The organism is Carnobacterium maltaromaticum DSM 20342 (genome assembly GCF_000744945.1).
GTDB lineage: Bacteria > Bacillota > Bacilli > Lactobacillales > Carnobacteriaceae > Carnobacterium > Carnobacterium maltaromaticum.
This window is the reverse complement of record NZ_JQMX01000001.1, coordinates 92,919-109,738: the sequence shown is the minus strand read 5'-3', so window position 1 is coordinate 109,738 and position 16,820 is coordinate 92,919. Positions and strand designations below refer to the sequence as shown.

General features: G+C 34.9%; 14 protein-coding genes. 1 reads left to right on the top strand and 13 read right to left on the bottom strand.

The genetic code is table 11. The features are described 5' to 3' along the window. The first annotated feature begins 124 nt into the window (after positions 1 to 124). Positions 125 to 877: a DeoR/GlpR family DNA-binding transcription regulator gene (locus BR77_RS00520; protein ID WP_010050779.1), complete on the top strand. Its 753-nt coding sequence runs from the start codon at positions 125 to 127 to the stop codon at positions 875 to 877. Between the two features lie 408 nt (positions 878 to 1,285). On the opposite strand, the gene BR77_RS00515 is transcribed toward BR77_RS00520, so the two are convergent. From BR77_RS00515 to iolB, 13 genes are all read right to left on the bottom strand, one after another. Then, complete coding sequence (locus BR77_RS00515) at positions 1,286 to 1,648, bottom strand: DUF1048 domain-containing protein (RefSeq protein WP_015076864.1); 363 nt, start codon at positions 1,646 to 1,648, stop codon at positions 1,286 to 1,288. A 1-nt stretch (position 1,649) separates the two neighbouring features. Beyond that, positions 1,650 to 1,982 carry a PadR family transcriptional regulator gene (locus tag BR77_RS00510; RefSeq protein WP_010050775.1) on the bottom strand — a complete coding sequence of 111 codons (333 nt, stop codon included), beginning with the start codon at positions 1,980 to 1,982 and terminating at the stop codon, positions 1,650 to 1,652. 389 nt (positions 1,983 to 2,371) lie between these two features. Further along, on the bottom strand, positions 2,372 to 3,766 hold the full coding sequence (locus tag BR77_RS00505) for a M24 family metallopeptidase (protein ID WP_015076865.1): 1,395 nt from the start codon (positions 3,764 to 3,766) through the stop codon (positions 2,372 to 2,374). Positions 3,767 to 3,769: 3 nt separating this feature from the next. After that, positions 3,770 to 4,537, bottom strand: a complete 768-nt coding sequence (locus tag BR77_RS00500; protein WP_016356520.1) for a DeoR/GlpR family DNA-binding transcription regulator — start codon at positions 4,535 to 4,537, stop codon at positions 3,770 to 3,772. Between the two features lie 202 nt (positions 4,538 to 4,739). Further along, positions 4,740 to 7,652 (bottom strand): hypothetical protein, encoded by a 2,913-nt coding sequence (locus BR77_RS00495; RefSeq protein ID WP_257613131.1) that lies wholly within the window; start codon positions 7,650 to 7,652, stop codon positions 4,740 to 4,742. 2 nt (positions 7,653 to 7,654) lie between these two features. Then, positions 7,655 to 8,893, bottom strand: a complete 1,239-nt coding sequence (locus BR77_RS19355; protein WP_257613130.1) for a hypothetical protein — start codon at positions 8,891 to 8,893, stop codon at positions 7,655 to 7,657. Positions 8,894 to 9,109: 216 nt separating this feature from the next. Then, positions 9,110 to 9,964, bottom strand: coding sequence for a class II fructose-1,6-bisphosphate aldolase (fba, locus tag BR77_RS00490; RefSeq protein ID WP_015076870.1), 855 nt, complete (start codon positions 9,962 to 9,964; stop codon positions 9,110 to 9,112). Positions 9,965 to 9,994: 30 nt separating this feature from the next. Beyond that, positions 9,995 to 11,011, bottom strand: coding sequence for an inositol 2-dehydrogenase (gene iolG, locus BR77_RS00485; RefSeq protein ID WP_035063722.1), 1,017 nt, complete (start codon positions 11,009 to 11,011; stop codon positions 9,995 to 9,997). Positions 11,012 to 11,040: 29 nt separating this feature from the next. Further along, complete coding sequence (gene iolE, locus BR77_RS00480; protein WP_015076872.1) at positions 11,041 to 11,937, bottom strand: myo-inosose-2 dehydratase; 897 nt, start codon at positions 11,935 to 11,937, stop codon at positions 11,041 to 11,043. A 15-nt stretch (positions 11,938 to 11,952) separates the two neighbouring features. Further along, on the bottom strand, positions 11,953 to 12,975 hold the full coding sequence (gene iolG, locus BR77_RS00475; RefSeq protein ID WP_015076873.1) for an inositol 2-dehydrogenase: 1,023 nt from the start codon (positions 12,973 to 12,975) through the stop codon (positions 11,953 to 11,955). 28 nt (positions 12,976 to 13,003) lie between these two features. Then, positions 13,004 to 14,917 (bottom strand): 3D-(3,5/4)-trihydroxycyclohexane-1,2-dione acylhydrolase (decyclizing), encoded by a 1,914-nt coding sequence (iolD, locus tag BR77_RS00470; RefSeq protein WP_015076874.1) that lies wholly within the window; start codon positions 14,915 to 14,917, stop codon positions 13,004 to 13,006. Positions 14,918 to 14,955: 38 nt separating this feature from the next. Further along, a complete protein-coding gene (iolC, locus tag BR77_RS00465; RefSeq protein WP_015076875.1) occupies positions 14,956 to 15,921 on the bottom strand; it encodes a 5-dehydro-2-deoxygluconokinase in 966 nt (321 codons plus the stop codon). A gap of 20 nt (positions 15,922 to 15,941) precedes the next feature. Next, positions 15,942 to 16,760, bottom strand: coding sequence for a 5-deoxy-glucuronate isomerase (gene iolB, locus BR77_RS00460; RefSeq protein WP_035063721.1), 819 nt, complete (start codon positions 16,758 to 16,760; stop codon positions 15,942 to 15,944). Positions 16,761 to 16,820 lie beyond the last annotated feature (60 nt).

Genomic DNA, 16,820 nt, shown 5'->3' with positions numbered 1-16,820 from the left:
GATAAATCTCGGTAGTTATTTTTAATACTGCATTAAAACCTTTCACTTAACAGCTAAAATAATGAAGTTTTAATGATTTATTGCTATAATTGATTCAACTAGACTGACTATAGGAGAATCTGCCATGTTAAAATCACAACGTATCCAAAAAATTAAAGAGTATGTCAATGCTCACCAAACCGTCTCTTTAGATAAACTTATGGAAGAATTTCAAGTTTCTAAAAATACAATCCGCCGAGATGTACAGTACTTAGTGCGGAATGAAGAACTAAAAAAAGTTTATGGAGGTGTTTCAACCATCCATTCTGAACTAATTCCATACACTGAAAGAGCAGATAAAAACCAGTCAAAAAAACAAAAGATTGCTGAATTAGCTGCAACTTTCATCAAAAATGGCGATGTTATTTTTTTAGACTCTGGAACAACAACTTCTGAACTAATTCCTTTTATTAAACACTTAGATTTAACCATTGTCACCAATAATATCACAATTATTGTCGAGTGCTTGGCTTATGAAAATCTAACTGTTTTTTCGACTGGTGGGATGTTGGAACGCAAAACAAATTCCTTTGCGGGGTTTAAAAGTCTTGAGCTATTAAAAAGTTATAACATTAACAAAGCTTTTATGGCGGCAACTGGAATTTCTATTTCAAATGGAGTAACAAACTCCTCACCTTCTGAAAGCAGCATCAAAACGACAGTCGTTGAACGTAGCTCAGAAGTTTTTCTACTGGTCGACGACAGTAAATTTGATCGTTACGCCTTAACCACCTATTGTGATTTAAAAACAATTCCAATGATTATTACTAATGAAGAACCAAACGAACATTATATGACGTACGGAAAAGAACATGGTGTGACTTTTTTATATGACTAATCCATTTGTTCTTCAAACTAAAAAGCGCCAAATCATTGGCGTTTTTTAGTTTGTTTACAAAACTTTTTCTACTCCTCGCTTTTCCACTGACAGGCTCTTTAACAACAATTAAATCAAACTCTACCAGAACTAAATGACCTAAATTCTTTTGCTTCTTGAAATATTGCTAGTTTTTAAACTTTATGTACTAAAAAAATCACAACCAATTAGTGTGATTTTTTAGCTTCTTATGGATACAACCTATCAAAGTTATTTTTCAAAATAACTTTGATAAGTCAATAGTGCTGCAAATTGATCTGTTGCAGAAATCAGATCTTCTACTTTGTATAACAGTGAAACTCAAATCCATCAATACAGCTTACTTGCCATAGCTTTTATTCAAGTTTTTAACTTCAATAATTGGATGCATTATTTTTGTTTCTCTCTAAACTTTTTAATTTTCTTATTCATTTTGCTTTTACGATCTTCAATCCAAGTACTAGCAACTTCTCTAACGATTCCATCAGCAAATTCACCAACATCGTCCCCCGTTAAAGTAAAGACATCGACATTATTGGCTGCACCTTCTTCAAACATATCTAATAAATCGCTAAGAGCCTCCAATATTTTTTGGCCTGTAAAATCGGAAAAGGTCCACATATAATCTTGAATTTCCTTAAAAACAAATTTATAATCATCAGGCATTGCATCCACACGTTTAAGGTAAGCTTTATATTCTTTCTTTTCTTCACGCCAATTTTCAGTAACTCCAAATAATTTATATAGTTTCATCTTAATTCCCTCCCAAGTATTCTTTAATTGATGACATTTTTTCTGAAATAAAAGCCCAACGTTGCCAAAAACTTGCTAGCTCTTCCTGGCCTTTTTCATTCAAGGAATAGAATTTTCGAGCAGGTCCTTTTTCTGATGGCTTTTTCTCTACTGTCACAAAGCCCATTTTTTCAATACGAAGTAAAATAGTATAAACTGTTCCTTCGACAATATCAGTAAACCCTAGTTCATTTAATGTCTTTGTAATTTCGTACCCGTATGTTTCTTTATGGCTAATAATTTCCAATACCAATCCTTCTAAAATACCTTTTAGCATCTCTGTTAATTTATCCATATTTTTTCCACCACCTACTCTGTATTACTTAGTACGTCTATATAGTATTACTAAGTACCTTGAAAGTCAACTACTTTGTTTCACTAAGTAGTGATATTTATCAAATGAAAAACAAAATTTTCGGATTACTTCGTCCCTTTTCTGATCGATGTATAGTTTGTTTCTATAAAAGGATCACAGTCCATCTTTGATGGATGTGTATCATGTTTCTAAGTTGCTAAAGTAACAAGAACCATGATACAGCAGCAAGAACCTCTGTAAACCAACATTCATGGATCACAGTCCATCTTCGATGGATGTGTATCATGGTTCTAAGTTGCTAAAGCAACAAGAACCATGATAAAAAGGATAGCTAAGAAAAAATTCTTAACTACCCTTTCAAAATAACCTTATTTACAATAAAAAGCCTGATCTTTCGCTAAATAAAATGGGCGTAAATAAGCAACAGTATTGGATAATGGCAAAACATCTGGACTTAAATGAATGTTTAATTCATTTTCTAGATAGCTTCTTCTTGTTGCAATGCGTTCCCATAAGGTTGGATACTGCTCTTTAATCTCCATTTGTAATTCTTGATCTGCAATTGCGATGCACTCTTCAGCACTAACTCCAGTGTAACCTGCAATAGATGGAATAATGTCAATTTGGAAAATCATCCCACTTTTTAGTCTTTCTGTTGATCCTGAGTAGACTGGTGATGACATCCATTCTTCATCCGAAACTAAATGTCCTGGATTTAAATGCCAATTATAACTTGCTTTCGGGAAAACCTCTTCAACTAAATCGTATAATTCAGTGCCTTCCATGCCAATTTTAATGCCTTCCAACCAGCTTACAACAGCTTGATAATAAGGTTTTGCAACTCTATCCAAATAATCTTTTTGATTTTCTGGCAATTCTTTTTTTGAATGAATCACAAAACCAGCCCTGCTAGATAAACCACCCTTAAACGCTGTTGTTAGTGATAATGGATCGCCTAATTGAACTTTTTTATGTGTTGGATATAAATTTGCTTTTGCAAAACGTTGGCCTGCTGCTGCAATTGTAACGACTGAGTTAAATTGTCCTTCAGCGGTTAATAAATTCCCTAGTTCTGACTCTGTTACTCCACTGTCAACTGCATTCATCGCATTTAATATACAGGTAGAAGCCAAATTCGCACCATATTCATAATGAGCAATCTCGTTCGCATTATTGGTTGTCCTAACACCTTTCTCGCCACCAATAAATAAATACGTCGCATTCAGCAATTCAACTTCTGGATGCTTGACCTTTTTCAATGCTTCCACAATAAAATAAGGTAAATCAAAATAGGTTGAAGGATTGCTATTCTTAGTCGTAAACATTTTCCAGCCAACCAAACCAATTTTTTTATTTTTATCTAAGCCTAATTCAGTAAATAAATCCTCTAATGGTTGCTCATTGTCCATCGGTTGATTCGGTAAAGAAAGCAACGGGCTATGTTTCAATGTCACTGTTACTCGTGAAAAAGCGGCCATTTTCAAGTTTTCATTGCCTAATATAACCGTACATTCACCGGAATCTTCAACAATTAACAAACCTTCTTCAAAACGAGGAATAAAACCAGTTAGATATTCAAAATTACTGCCATGTTCTTTATCGGCATAAATGACCAATGTCTGGAATCCTTCTTTTTTCATTACGGCTAAAAGTTTGCTTTTACGCTCTACAATTGTTTCATCGGTTAATAAAGTTGGTGCTACATTTGAAAATAAAACTGGCTCATTAACTTTACCTAACACTATTTCTCTTTTATTTATCATAAACTATTCCTCTTCTCTAGTTAATAGTACTTCTACATTGCTTTTATTGAGACAATCCATTAATAATTCTTTTGGTTGTTTATCTGTAATTAAAATATCAATTTCAGATAATGAACAAATCTTAAAAAAACCAGTTGTATCCATCTTTGTATGATCGCAAAGGGCAATTACCTTACGTCCTTGAGCAATCATTTGTCTTTTGACTAATCCCTCTTCTTCAGTATGAATAAATAAACCCTCTTCAGATAAAGCAAAAACGCCTAATAATGTATAGTCAGGATTATATTGCTCAATCTTTTTAACTGTTTCAGTTCCTGATAAAAACAATTGATCTTTATGGAGTTTTCCCGGTAAAAGAGTAACTGAAGTTTTTTCATATTTTGCAAGTTCTATAGCCTGTGTTAAAGAATTTGTAATGGCATGTATGTCTTTATTTCCTAATTTTGAAACTGTCGCTTCGACAGTTGAAGATGAATCAAATAAGATACTTGAATGATCTTTAACAACCTCTGCAACCTTTTGCGCAATTTCCTCTTTCACATGATTAAGTTGACTTGCACGTTGTTGATACCCCATAATCAAAGCTTCTCGATTGGCTAAAACTGCCCCACCATGGATCCGTCTCACAATATTTTTTTGCTCTAATTTGATTAAGTCTCGTCTAATTGTATCCTTGGAAACAGACAAGTTTTCAGCCAAATAATCAATTGTAGCACTTCGATTTTCTTCAATGATTGTTGCTATTTTTTCTAGTCTCTCTTCGATTAACATCCTACTCTATCAACTCCTTTTGTCAACTTCTTATTAAGCTCTATCAAAATTCGAATAACAAATAGTCTCTCTTACTTCTATTGTTTTAAATCTATTATTAATTTAACACACTATGCATTCTTTTGCAAATACAATACCCAAAAACAGCAAATAATTGCAAAAAAACAACAGCCTAAAATAGCGCTGCTGAATTTCTCTACTATTAATGCCATTGGTCAAAAATTTTAACTACTTTCTTAACTAATGATAAGCCACCTTCCTCTTTCTTACGTTGACGCCATTCTGTACTACTAGCAATCGCAATCAATAGAACTCCACCTAGAATCAAATAAAACCACCAAGGTAAACTACTCCAAAAATGTCGTTGATTATAAACTAGGCTAATCGCAATTGTAGTCATTCCTACAATAAAGTAAGACTTAAATTTAAATATAAATCCCGTAATCATGCAAATTAATGCAGCAACAGAAAAAACAAGCAATTGACTCAGTGTTCCAACTTCTAGAGCCTGAACCATTAAAATACCCATACCAACAATTACATATCCCCATTCTAAAAGTAAATACTGTTGAGATACTTGCCAGACACGGCGTAAAATTAAACTCAGAATAATAAAAGCAACCGCAATTTGTGCTGTTTTATATAGAGGCTGGTAAAGACTAGCTTCAAAGTAACGCAACATCCAATAACTTAAATCAGCAATGCTTAAATAGAATGCTGTTTTAGTAATTAAAAGAATCATTGGTTGCTGTTTTTGTTTAGTCAGCATATACAAGAAGACAGTTGTAAATATAATAATAGCCAGTTCATAGATGACTTTATTATCACTCCATACTAATTGTCTTAAACTGAGAACTCCGACAAACAATCCAATTAAACCACTGTATTTGTACCCTTTAAAATGGAATTTATACCCAATTAAATAGCAAAGTAAACTAAATACTGTGAAACTTAAAAATTGCTTGATCGTGCCAGTCCATAATGCTTCTTGTAGCAAGATCATTAATCCTAATGCTACTATAGCCCATTCAACTTTTAATTGTTTTTCTGAAAGATGCCAAACATAACGAAGAATTAAAGAAACGACGATTAAACTGACTGTCACTTTCAGAGTTAAAACAGCTGGAATAGTTACAAATTTTTGTCCATAATGAATTCCCCAATAACAAAAATCCAATACACTGACTAGAAATGCTGTTTGTAAGATAGCTTTCGCCACTTTCCCCATTGTTTGTCGGGCAAATAGATAGGTATAGCACATGAAAAATAAAATTAAGCAAGCTTCTAAAAGAACCGCTCCCTCGATATAAAGTTGTATCCTTAGATAGCTAATACCAACTAATGTCACAATTAAATTAGGACTGAGTTGAAGTGGATTAACTGAAAGTAACGCTTCTTTTTTTAACCAAGTTAGAATCCCATTGATAACTAAAAATAGCAACAACGTTATGAAATACCACTTAAATTCTAAAACGTGTACATGCCACGCGATTAAAGTAAACCAACCTAGTAATTGACCAATTTTCAACCCTTTTAATGGATAATCCTTTAAATAATCGCACAATAAGAACCATAAAAACAGACTAACTATAAATGCTCCCCACATAATATGCTCAAAATAAATAGGTGTATTGATGGCTAATGCAATTAAAGTTGCACCCATGCCTAACCAACTAGCTACTATTTTCAGCTGTGGAATGCCACGATAACATCCATAAAGTAGCAAAGCCATAATCAATGAAATGACCGGTCCGTCTAGCCATGAAAAGCTAGCAAGTTGCCCTAGACTCATTAGAAAAAGAGTCATTAAGCTACTATTTATGCCTAAATAACTAAATTTAGATTGAATAGGACCTTCATTGATAGTAACCATTAATAACCAGCCATAACAAATCAATGGTAGCAAATAAATAATTGGAGCTGTTAACCATTGATTAAAACTTACTATACTTCCTAGGCTGACTAAAAATAAACTATGCATCCCCCAATGTACAGATTGTTTCAACTCCTTAATTAAAGGTGCGTTTCCTTTTAACTTCCAACTAACAATACCAAATAAAACGGCAATCACTTGGCTATATAAAATTATACCAATTGGTGTAACCTTGATTAGATGTAAGGGATATAAACTACTTAGCCCACTAAATAAAACTATTCCAATTGCACTAACTTTTACCGACAAATGAGATCTTAATAAATAACTAAACAAAATACCTAAAAGTAATACTCCAATGTTCAACCAAGTTCCTTCTATTAAATTTAGTTGAACAACTAAACTGATTAAACTCACTAAATAAATTACACTAGCTACTACTAAGCTACTAGCAGCCAAAATAGTTTGCTTAAAGTGAGTCAGAACAAAACTTAAAATCAGAAGGACTAAAGAAAATCCAGCAATCGCTAACCCATAGTTTTCTACATTTTTTACTAATGGTAATAAACTTATAACTAATGAAGTAGGAATTCCCCATTCTAGTAGCGGCCTGCTTTTTTCTTTTTCTACTAATTTGAAATAAATGGTTGTTCCTAAAATGACACTCCACAAAATAACTAACCAAAATGTTTGTTCCCAAGCGGTAAGTAGCCATAAAATCTTCGTTAAAGTACTTAAATACCAAATTAAACTAGCTGAACCTAACATTAATTTAGATTGAATGAATGGTTTTCTTAAGAAAATCAAACTATAGCCAATGATACTGCTAATCAATAATAGGCGCTGCCCAAAAATACCGTCTACTTGCATGAGCGTCAAACAACTTGCAATCGTTAGATAACTCATTCCGTAAAAATAGAAACAAGTAAATTTACTGTTTGTTAACTTCATAAATTGATAACTACCACCCAGAAATATCAAAGCTGCTACGCCTAAGAAAAGTTGATCAATAAATGGCTCCTTTAAATTTAAAGCTAACAGACTAAAGCCGTATAACGTTCCGTAAATTAATGTAACTAGACCTGAAGCCCAAACTTGACGTTTAATAAAAATAACTGATATTACTTGCAGTCTTTTTATTTTGCTTAACCAAAGAAAAGCGCTACTCAGCACAGCCATAACAACGACCGCTATACTTGGTGAGACTGGATAAGAAAGCAGTAAACTAATCAGTATCCCCATATTTAAAAAATATTTCCAATAATTTGTAATGCTAAATTTTCTTTTTTCAACTGGAGACTTAGACTAAAAAACAAGATTCCATAAAGCCCAAAATTAACAACTGTTAAAAAATTAGCCTGAATAGTCGTCAACAACCAAATACTACTGATTGAGAGGCTGCTAATTTGAAAAACTATTAGTTCCTTTTCGAAAAAATGGATTAAAGTCTGAATTTTTTTTTGTTTAATGATTCTACTTAAACTAATCACTAATAACAATAATCCTAAACTAAATAGACGATACCTTGTATAACCCGTCAGAGCCAATACTAAGAAGACCATAAAGCTATAGACAAAGAGTAACGTAATCCACTTAAATAACTTAGATTCATATTTTTTAGCCACACTACCATAAATAGCTATAAAGATTCCAGTGACTATCACACCTAACCAATCTCGCCCCTCTCCTGTTAAAGAAAAAAAGGAACCAAATAACTCATAATAAGCGGAACTGACCACGCTGATTGGTAGAAATAAAAAAGCCAGTGCCATAAAAGCAAAACTCGTTTGCTTAATTTTTAATTTCTGTGCAACAATGCCCATACCCCCAAAAACAATTGAAACTGATAAAATAAATAAGACCTTAATTACTGGGGCAAACATAAACCAACTTGTTGTAGCTAATACAAGTCCACCTAACAAAAGTAAAACAACCCCTGTAGATAAAATAAATGAAAGATTGCGACTACGTTGTTGCTCTTTTGTTAATGGTTTTGCTTTTGACGGTGTTTTTTCGTGATTTACAGAAATATTTTGTCTAGGTTCTTGAATTATTTTTTCAGCTTTAGCTTCAAAATCAACCTGAGATTCATCAGGTTCTATCTGATGGGAATTTGTTTTACCAACTAAACTATTAAGAAAAGCTCGACGTTCTTCTTCTTTCGTTGAACTATATTTTGTTTGGACTATTTTTTTACGATCAATAGATTCTAGCGGCTCTTTAGGTCCAACAGCTCCAATTTGCGAACGTCGTTTAGGAACCTCTTTCGAAATGGCTTGTTTTTTTAATACCTCCTTATTAGGAATCTCTACTTCACTGCTCACTTTATCTTTTTGATCTTCCACATAGCGCAAATAAGCTTCCGTTACTTGCTGACTCACATAAGCACCCAAATATTTTTTAGTTTTTAATTCTTCTATTTCTTCTAAGAAAATCAATTGCCGAGCTTTTATCGACTTGTCTTCCTCTTCATTATCTACCAAATAGTCCAACTCCTTCTCCATATATTCACTGCTTTTAGTTTACAGCTTTCATTAATAGCATACATTATTTCATAAATTAAGGCTATTTATTTTTTTATATTTCCACAACTAAAAAATAAGTATTTTTAGCCTTCTCAGACTAAAAATACTTATTTTCACTTTTATTTACTGCAAGATAGTTTAAAAATTTAGTCCATTCCACAAACCAGGCTCTTTTCAAAAAACACGATTATTCTTAAACTCTCTAATTTTTTCTTTTACAACTTTGCCAAGAGCTTCTTTAGCTGGCAATAAAATCGCTTGAGGATTATAGCTTTCAGGATTCTTCATGAAACTTGCTTTTACAGCTTGCGCCCAAACTTGATTTAATTCTGTATTTATATTTATTTTAGCATGCCCAAGCTCAATGGCTTTTTTGATTTGTTCCTTTGGAATTCCAGAAGCCCCATGTAAAACTAAAGGAATATTTGTCGCCTGTGAAATTTCCAGCATTTCAGTAAAACCAAGAACTGGTTCACCATGATAAGCTCCATGAACTGACCCTAAAGCTGCAGCTAAAGCGTCAATTTGCGTTTCCTCAACCATCCTGCAACAATCAGTTAAACGAGCATATTGAATCCCACCAGTAATGCCATCTTCGACTCCACCGACTGATCCAACCTCTGCCTCAACCGATACTCCCTTTAAATGGGCGTAATCAACTACTTGCTTAGTTAACTTAATATTCTTTTCTATCGGATATTTTGAACCATCAAACATAACTGATGAAAAACCAGCATCAATTGCAGCAAAACACCTTGCAACACTTTGACCATGGTCTAAATGCAAGACAACTGGATTTGTCACGTTTAAGGTTTGAACTAATCCTCTTACAAGAGTGACCACCATCTTAAAGCCACCTAGATAATCAATAACTCGATCAGAAGCAGCAAGAATAACTGGTGCATTTTCTTCCTGAGCTGCTTCTATGATTGCTTGAGCCCATTGGTAACCATTGATATTAAACTGGGCAATGGCATAGTGTTTCTGTTTTGCCTCTTTTACTAGCTCAGTCATTGGAACCAGTCCCATTTCACCACTTCCTTTCCTATAATATTCTCGCTACTTTATTAATTTAGTTACTCTGACAGGCTTCCCTGTTGTTAATGAGAGCTTTGCAGCTTGTGCAATTCTTTGTGCCATAATCCCATCTTCAAAACTACAGGGTACCGCTTTATCCTTTTGAATTGCTTCAAAAAATTCTTGAACCTCACGAATATAGGCTTCGTTATAACGCTCTAAGAAAAAGTGTAAAGGTTGGTCTAATTCAACACCACTATTTGTAGATAATTTGGCAAGTGTCTCTGTTTCATTGCCAATCTCAACAGCTCCATTTGAACCAAATGCCTCTACACGCTGATCATAACCATAGACTGCTTTTCGACTATTATCAATCACACCTAACGCTCCATTGGCAAACTTCAAGGTAATAATGGCCGTATCGACATCTCCAAGACTAGCAAATTCTGGATTAATTAAAGCCGCACCTTGGACATAAACTTCTTCAACTTCTGATCCAGACACAAAACGTGCCATATCAAAATCATGAATAGCCATATCCATGAAAAGCCCACCTGAACTTTTCACATAGTCTAAACCTGGTGGTTCTGGATCTCGCGAAGTAATTTTCAAAATATGCAACTCGCCAATTTTACCAGTCGCAACACACTTTTTGACACGATCAAAATTTTTATCAAAGCGACGGTTAAATCCAATCTGTAATTTGACTCCTGCTTTTTCAACAGCTTTAAAGGCTTCTATTGTCTCTTCATCTGAAAAACTAATCGGTTTCTCGCAAAAAATATTTTTCCCCGCTTTAGCAGCAGCTTTAATCATAGTTGTATGGGTATCCGTTGGCGAACAAATAAAAACACAATTAATTTCGGCATCGTTAAAAATTATTTCATGATTTGACACTAGCTGCTCGATACCTAATTTTTCTGCCCAGTCCTTTGCATGTTCACTATAAGGATCAGCAACCGTTTTCACTCGAACACCTGCCATTTTTAACATATTCTCCACATGCAAGCGTCCAATTCTTCCTGCTCCAATCACACCTATAACGATATTTTCTGACATATTTTCAATCCTTTCTTTTAACAACCTTTTTAAATTTTGCATTCTTTTTTTAGATAGTTTCGTGCTTTCAGTGCATATTCAAAGGGATTGGCTACCGCCGGATCTTGTTCAGCCTCAACAACAATCCAACCTGTATAATTCGCTTTTTCAATTTCACTCATAATCGGTTTAAAATCAATTACTCCATCGCCAGGTACTGTAAACGCACACTGTTTAACTGCACTTAAGAAAGAATTATTTTCAGCTTTTACTTCCTGTGTTACAGTATCTCGAATATCTTTAAAGTGAATATGTTTAATTCGATCTTGGTAGGCCTTATAAATTTGAAGCGGGTTTTCACCTGAAAATACAAGATGCCCTGTATCAAATAATAAAAATACCTTTGTAGGATCTGTTTCTTTCATTAAACGATCAATTTCAGCCGTTGTTTGTACTCCAGTTCCCATATGATGATGATACACAATCTCCATGTCTTTTTCGTGAGCTAATTCTCCTAGCGCTTCTAGACCTTCTGTTAATTTTACCCATTCTGCATCGGTAAATTGTGGTTTATCTTTAAATAATGGCGTGTCCATTTTCCCTTGGATACTGTGACCTTGTTCGGCAACAACGATTACTTTTGCGCCCATTGCCCAAAGAAAATCACGATGTTGAATAAATGCTTCAGCTGTTTCAGTATAAGGTTTAGTCGTTAAAAACGTACTAAACCAAGCACTAGCTACCTCTAAATTTCTTAGCTTTAATTTTTCTTGCAAAGCTTTTGGGTCTTTAGGATACTTATTGCCTATTTCTGTCCCAGTAAAACCAGCTAAAGCCATCTCACTAATGCACTGTTCAAAGCTGTTTTCGCTCCCTAATTCAGGCATATCATCATTCGTCCAAGCAATCGGTGCAATCCCTAATTTAATTTTAGGTTGATTCGTCATTCTTTCTCCTACTTTCTACTTTAATTCAATTAATTGATTTTTTTCAAAAGATTCTTTACAAGCCAGCGCTACTTTAGTCGCTTGTAACCCATCATAACTCGTTACTTCTGGTTGTTTTTCAGTTAAAATACACTCAATAAATTCTTTCATTTCAGTAATGAAAGCCCCAGCAAAGCGCTCAGGAAAATCTTGAGAGCAAGGACGAACAACCCCATTACTATTCAAAACAGTGACTAAATTTTTTTCAGGAAAATTCGCAATTCTCAGCATACCTTTTGTTCCAATTAGTTCCGTTTCAACATGATAGCCATGGGCACAATTACGTCCAGCAACTAAAAGCCCCATTGTTTTATCCGTCAATTGCAACATAGCTGCCCCTGTCTCCAACTCATTAACTTGATCTAATTCTGGATAAGCAGCATTTTTGCCAATTGCCCAAACTTTAGCTACTTCTGCCTTAGTAAACCAACGTACCAAATCAATATCATGGATTGACATATCTGCAAATAAACCACCACTATTGCTAGCCCCTGCAAACTTTACAAAGCTTTCCATCCCTGAACTAGGATCAATTCCATAACAACGAACAACAGTCAATTCACCTAGTTCGCCAGCCTCAACTAATTCTTTTGCATAACGATAAGAGTCATCATAACGTCGCATAAATCCTAACATAAAAATCTGTTTTGAATGACGATTAATTACATCCATCGTAGCTTGAATTTCTTCTAAATCTAGACCAATTGGTTTTTCACTATATACATGCAGCCCTTTTTCTAAAGCTGCATTAATTTGTTGGCAGTGATAGCCCGATGGCGAAGCAATCGCCACCGCATCCAGTTCAGAATCTGCAATCATTTCCGCATAATTTGCATAACCTTTTTCAACACCTAATTCTGTTTTAGCATAAATTAATTCTTCTTCATTTAAACTACAGGCTGCATATAACTGACAATTTGGTACATTTTGTGCCAAATTTTGTGCATGAATTTTTCCTAAACGCCCTAATCCAACAATGCCTACTTTTATTGTTCTCAATTCAACACCCCTTCGCTGTCTTTTATAGTCAATAATCCCGAGCTTGCTTTAACATTTCTTGTTTCTTTTGATAATAAGATTTCGTTGTATTGCCTTCGCTAACTTCTGCAACACCAACATTCCACCAGCTTTCATACCCATCTGTCATCGTCTTTGGTAGAACTTTAATATCAATTAATGTTGAAACAGTTTGTTTTTGTGCATCTTCCAATGCTGCTTTAAGCTCATTTAGGGTTCGAACCGTATAGGATTTTGCGCCGTAACCTGCTGCAACCATTGCAAAATCAATCTTCATTAAGCTATCATCTGGTTTTCTAAATTCCGTTCCAAAACTTTGACTACCATTCCCCATTTGTAAGTTATTAATACAACCAAATCCAGAATTATCAAATAAAAGAATCGTGATTTTTTGTTGATACTGGATACTTGTAATAAATTCAGAATGTAACATATGAAAGCTACCATCCCCAATCATCGCATAAACTTCCTGATGAGGATGGGCAAGTTTCGCCCCTAAAGTTCCGGCAATTTCATAGCCCATACAAGAATACCCATACTCAACATGGTATGTGTTTGGCTTTTTAGGTTGCCAAATTCGTTGCAAGTCACCAGGCAATGAACCCGCAGCCCCAACAATAATGCTGTCTTCTTGTACAAAGTCATTAATAGCAAGTAGCGCAGTCGTTTGTGGCAATTCTGTTTTTAGGCTTTGAGCGTAATCATTTAGCTTATCCTGGGTAAATTGTTCCGAAATTTCTGGCACAAAGTCTTGTTGTTTAAATTCTATTTGGCTCAAGCGCTGCCGCTCCATTTGCCATTCTTTTTTTAAGGCCTCGATTTCATGATTAAATTCAGCATGATACTCCTCTAGTTGTTCTAAAAGTAAACGTAGTGTCTCTTTTGCATCTGCAACGACTTGAAAAGAATCTAATTTATAAGCCTGCATTCTGCTAACATTAATCGATAAAAATTGCTTTTCTTCATTTGCAAAAATGGATTTGGATCCAGTTGTGAAGTCTGTATAACGTGTTCCTACTCCAATCACTAAATCTGCTACATGGGCTGCTTTATTGGCTGCTAAAGTTCCTGTAACCCCAATGCCGCCTAGATTATTTTTAAAAGCTGCTTCAACCGTTGATTTCCCAGCTTGAGTTTCAACTAATGGAATTCCAAATTTCTCAGAAATTGTCATCAACTCTTCACGACAATCTGAATACTTCGCTCCACCGCCCACAATAATTAAAGGCTTTTTACTGTTGCGAATCAGTTCAATCGCTCCAATTAATTCCCGTTCTGTTGGTGCTTTTCGATCTAAATAATGGACTCTTTTATTAAAGAATTCAGCTGGGTAATCGTAAGCTTCCCCTTCAACATCCTGAGCTAAGCAAATAGTAACTGGACCAGCAGTCACTGGATTCGTCAACACTTCAAAAGCTCTAATTAAACTACTCATTACTTGTTCTGGTCTTGTGATTCGATCCCAATAACGCGATACTGGTTTTAAAGCATCATTAGTTGTAATCCCTGCGCTACTTTCTTGTTCAATTTGCTGTAGAACTGGATCGGGTTGTCTTGATGCAAATGTATCCCCTGGCAATAAAAGGACTGGAAGATTATTGGCTAACGCTGTTCCAGCAGCTGTAACTAAGTTCGCAGCTCCCGGACCTACAGACGTCGTAACAGCAAAAATCTTACGTCGCAGTTTTTCCTTACTAAAAGCAATGGCTGCTTGGGCCATTCCTTGTTCATTTTTACCTTGAATTATTTTTAGAGATCCCGGATTTTGTTCCAATGCCTGTCCAATGCCTAAAACATTACCATGTCCAAAAATATGAAAAACGCCGTCTACAAAAAGAGACTCCTTCCCATCAACAGAAAGGTATTGTTGATTTAAAAAACGCACCAAAGCTTGGGCTGTTGTCAGCCTGATTGTTTTTTTCATTCTCTCACCATCCTTGAATTCATTAGAAAACAGCTCAACTAGTCCTCTTGTTCCTGAATTAATTGTTCGATTTCTGCTACAGTTGGCATCGCTTCTGAAGAACTGTGTTTGCTAACAACAATCGCTGCAGAGGCACTGCCATACTTCAAAGCTTTTTCAATTCCTTTTCCACTATTTAATGCAAAGAGAAAGGCAGCAGCATAAGAATCCCCAGCACCAAAAGTTTTTAACACTTGTGTTTTATAGGCTTTCCCTTGATAAATTCCACCTGCTTTTGTATAGGCATATGAACCTTCAACACCATGTTTAATCACAATTAGTTCAGGTGAATGTTGGAATAAATAAGCAATTGTGGCTTCATTCGTACCATTTACAATGTTTTCCATACTATCATATTCATCTCTTGTTCCAATCACAATATCTGCTTGTTCAGCAACTAAAGAATAATAAACCGCCGTTTCTGCTGGATTTTTCCATGTGTAAGGACGATAATCCAGTTCAAAGACAACTTTTAACTGATTTTTTTTAGCCAAACTAACAGCTTTTAGCACGGCCTCCCTCGAAGGACTTTGGGCTAAAGCGGTTCCAGAAACGACTAACATTTCTGCTGATTTTAAATACTCCTCGTTAATTTCATTTGGTGTTAAATATAAATCTGCAACTTGTTCGCGATACATTAAAATACTGCATTCTTCTGGACTTTTAATTTCTGTAAAAGCTAAACCAGCCTTATGTCCTTCCGTATCAAGAATCATATTTGACGTATCAATACCACTTTTTTTCATATAATTTTCAATAAACCGGCCATGTTGATCATCAGGAATTTTTCCAATAAAGCCAACATTCAAACCAAGTTTTGCTGATCCAATCGCGATATTTGCCGGTGAACCTCCAACATACTTAGAAAAAGTCATCGTTTCTTCCATACCACGATTGTACTCAACTGCATTTAAGTCAATACAAGCTCGACCTAATGAAATCATATCAAAGTTCTTTTTTTTCATTCTTATTAGCTCCCTTTACTTTATTTACGATTTAAAATCCATTCATGTGCTGGATCATTATGAAACTGCCACTTTTTAATTGGTCCCGCCATGATGTTTAAATAATAAGATTCATAGCCATCAGGAACTCCAACGGGATGATAACCCTTGGGTACCACAACAACGTCTCCATTTTCAACTGTCATGGTTTCATCTAATGAACGGTCGTCTGTATAGACTCTTTGAAAAACAAATCCTTGCCTTGGGTTCATTTCATGGTAGTAGGTTTCTTCAAGTAAAGATTCCCTTGGCAAATCATTTTGATCATGTTTATGCGGCGGATAACTCGACCAATTCCCACTATCGGTTAGAACTTCAACTACTAGCAACGCATCTGAAATCGAAGATGTATCTGATAAAATAGTATGAACTAAACGTTTATTTTGGTACATACCACGATTTTCGATACTATTATCACTAGCTTTAATTAATTGAGTTGGTAATTTTTTTTCAGACGGTGCATAACAGAGAACAATCTTAGCCGCCGTTTTTGCTGTTACTCTAAATTTTTGTTGCGTGGATAGATAAACACTATCGGTTGGGATACGTTCAAAAACACTTTCTCTAGTGCCAATTTCTGAAAAAGTTTCTGCAAAATCTGTTACAGTTATCTTGCCAGTTAAAGCAACAAGACAACATTCAAATTGCGTTAAACTCTCTTCGTAGCTGGCACCACTTTCCATTTCAATAATTTTCAAGCGAATATAAGTGAGTGGAGCATTTTTCTCACTAATTTCTTGAAGTAGCGTTACTCCTTCTGTCAATTCTTTGGATTTAGGTGGGTATAACAATTTGCTCATTTAAAGATATCTCCTTTAAGGGGTCCCAAGCGCACAGAGGGAATTTGTATCGATAAGGTC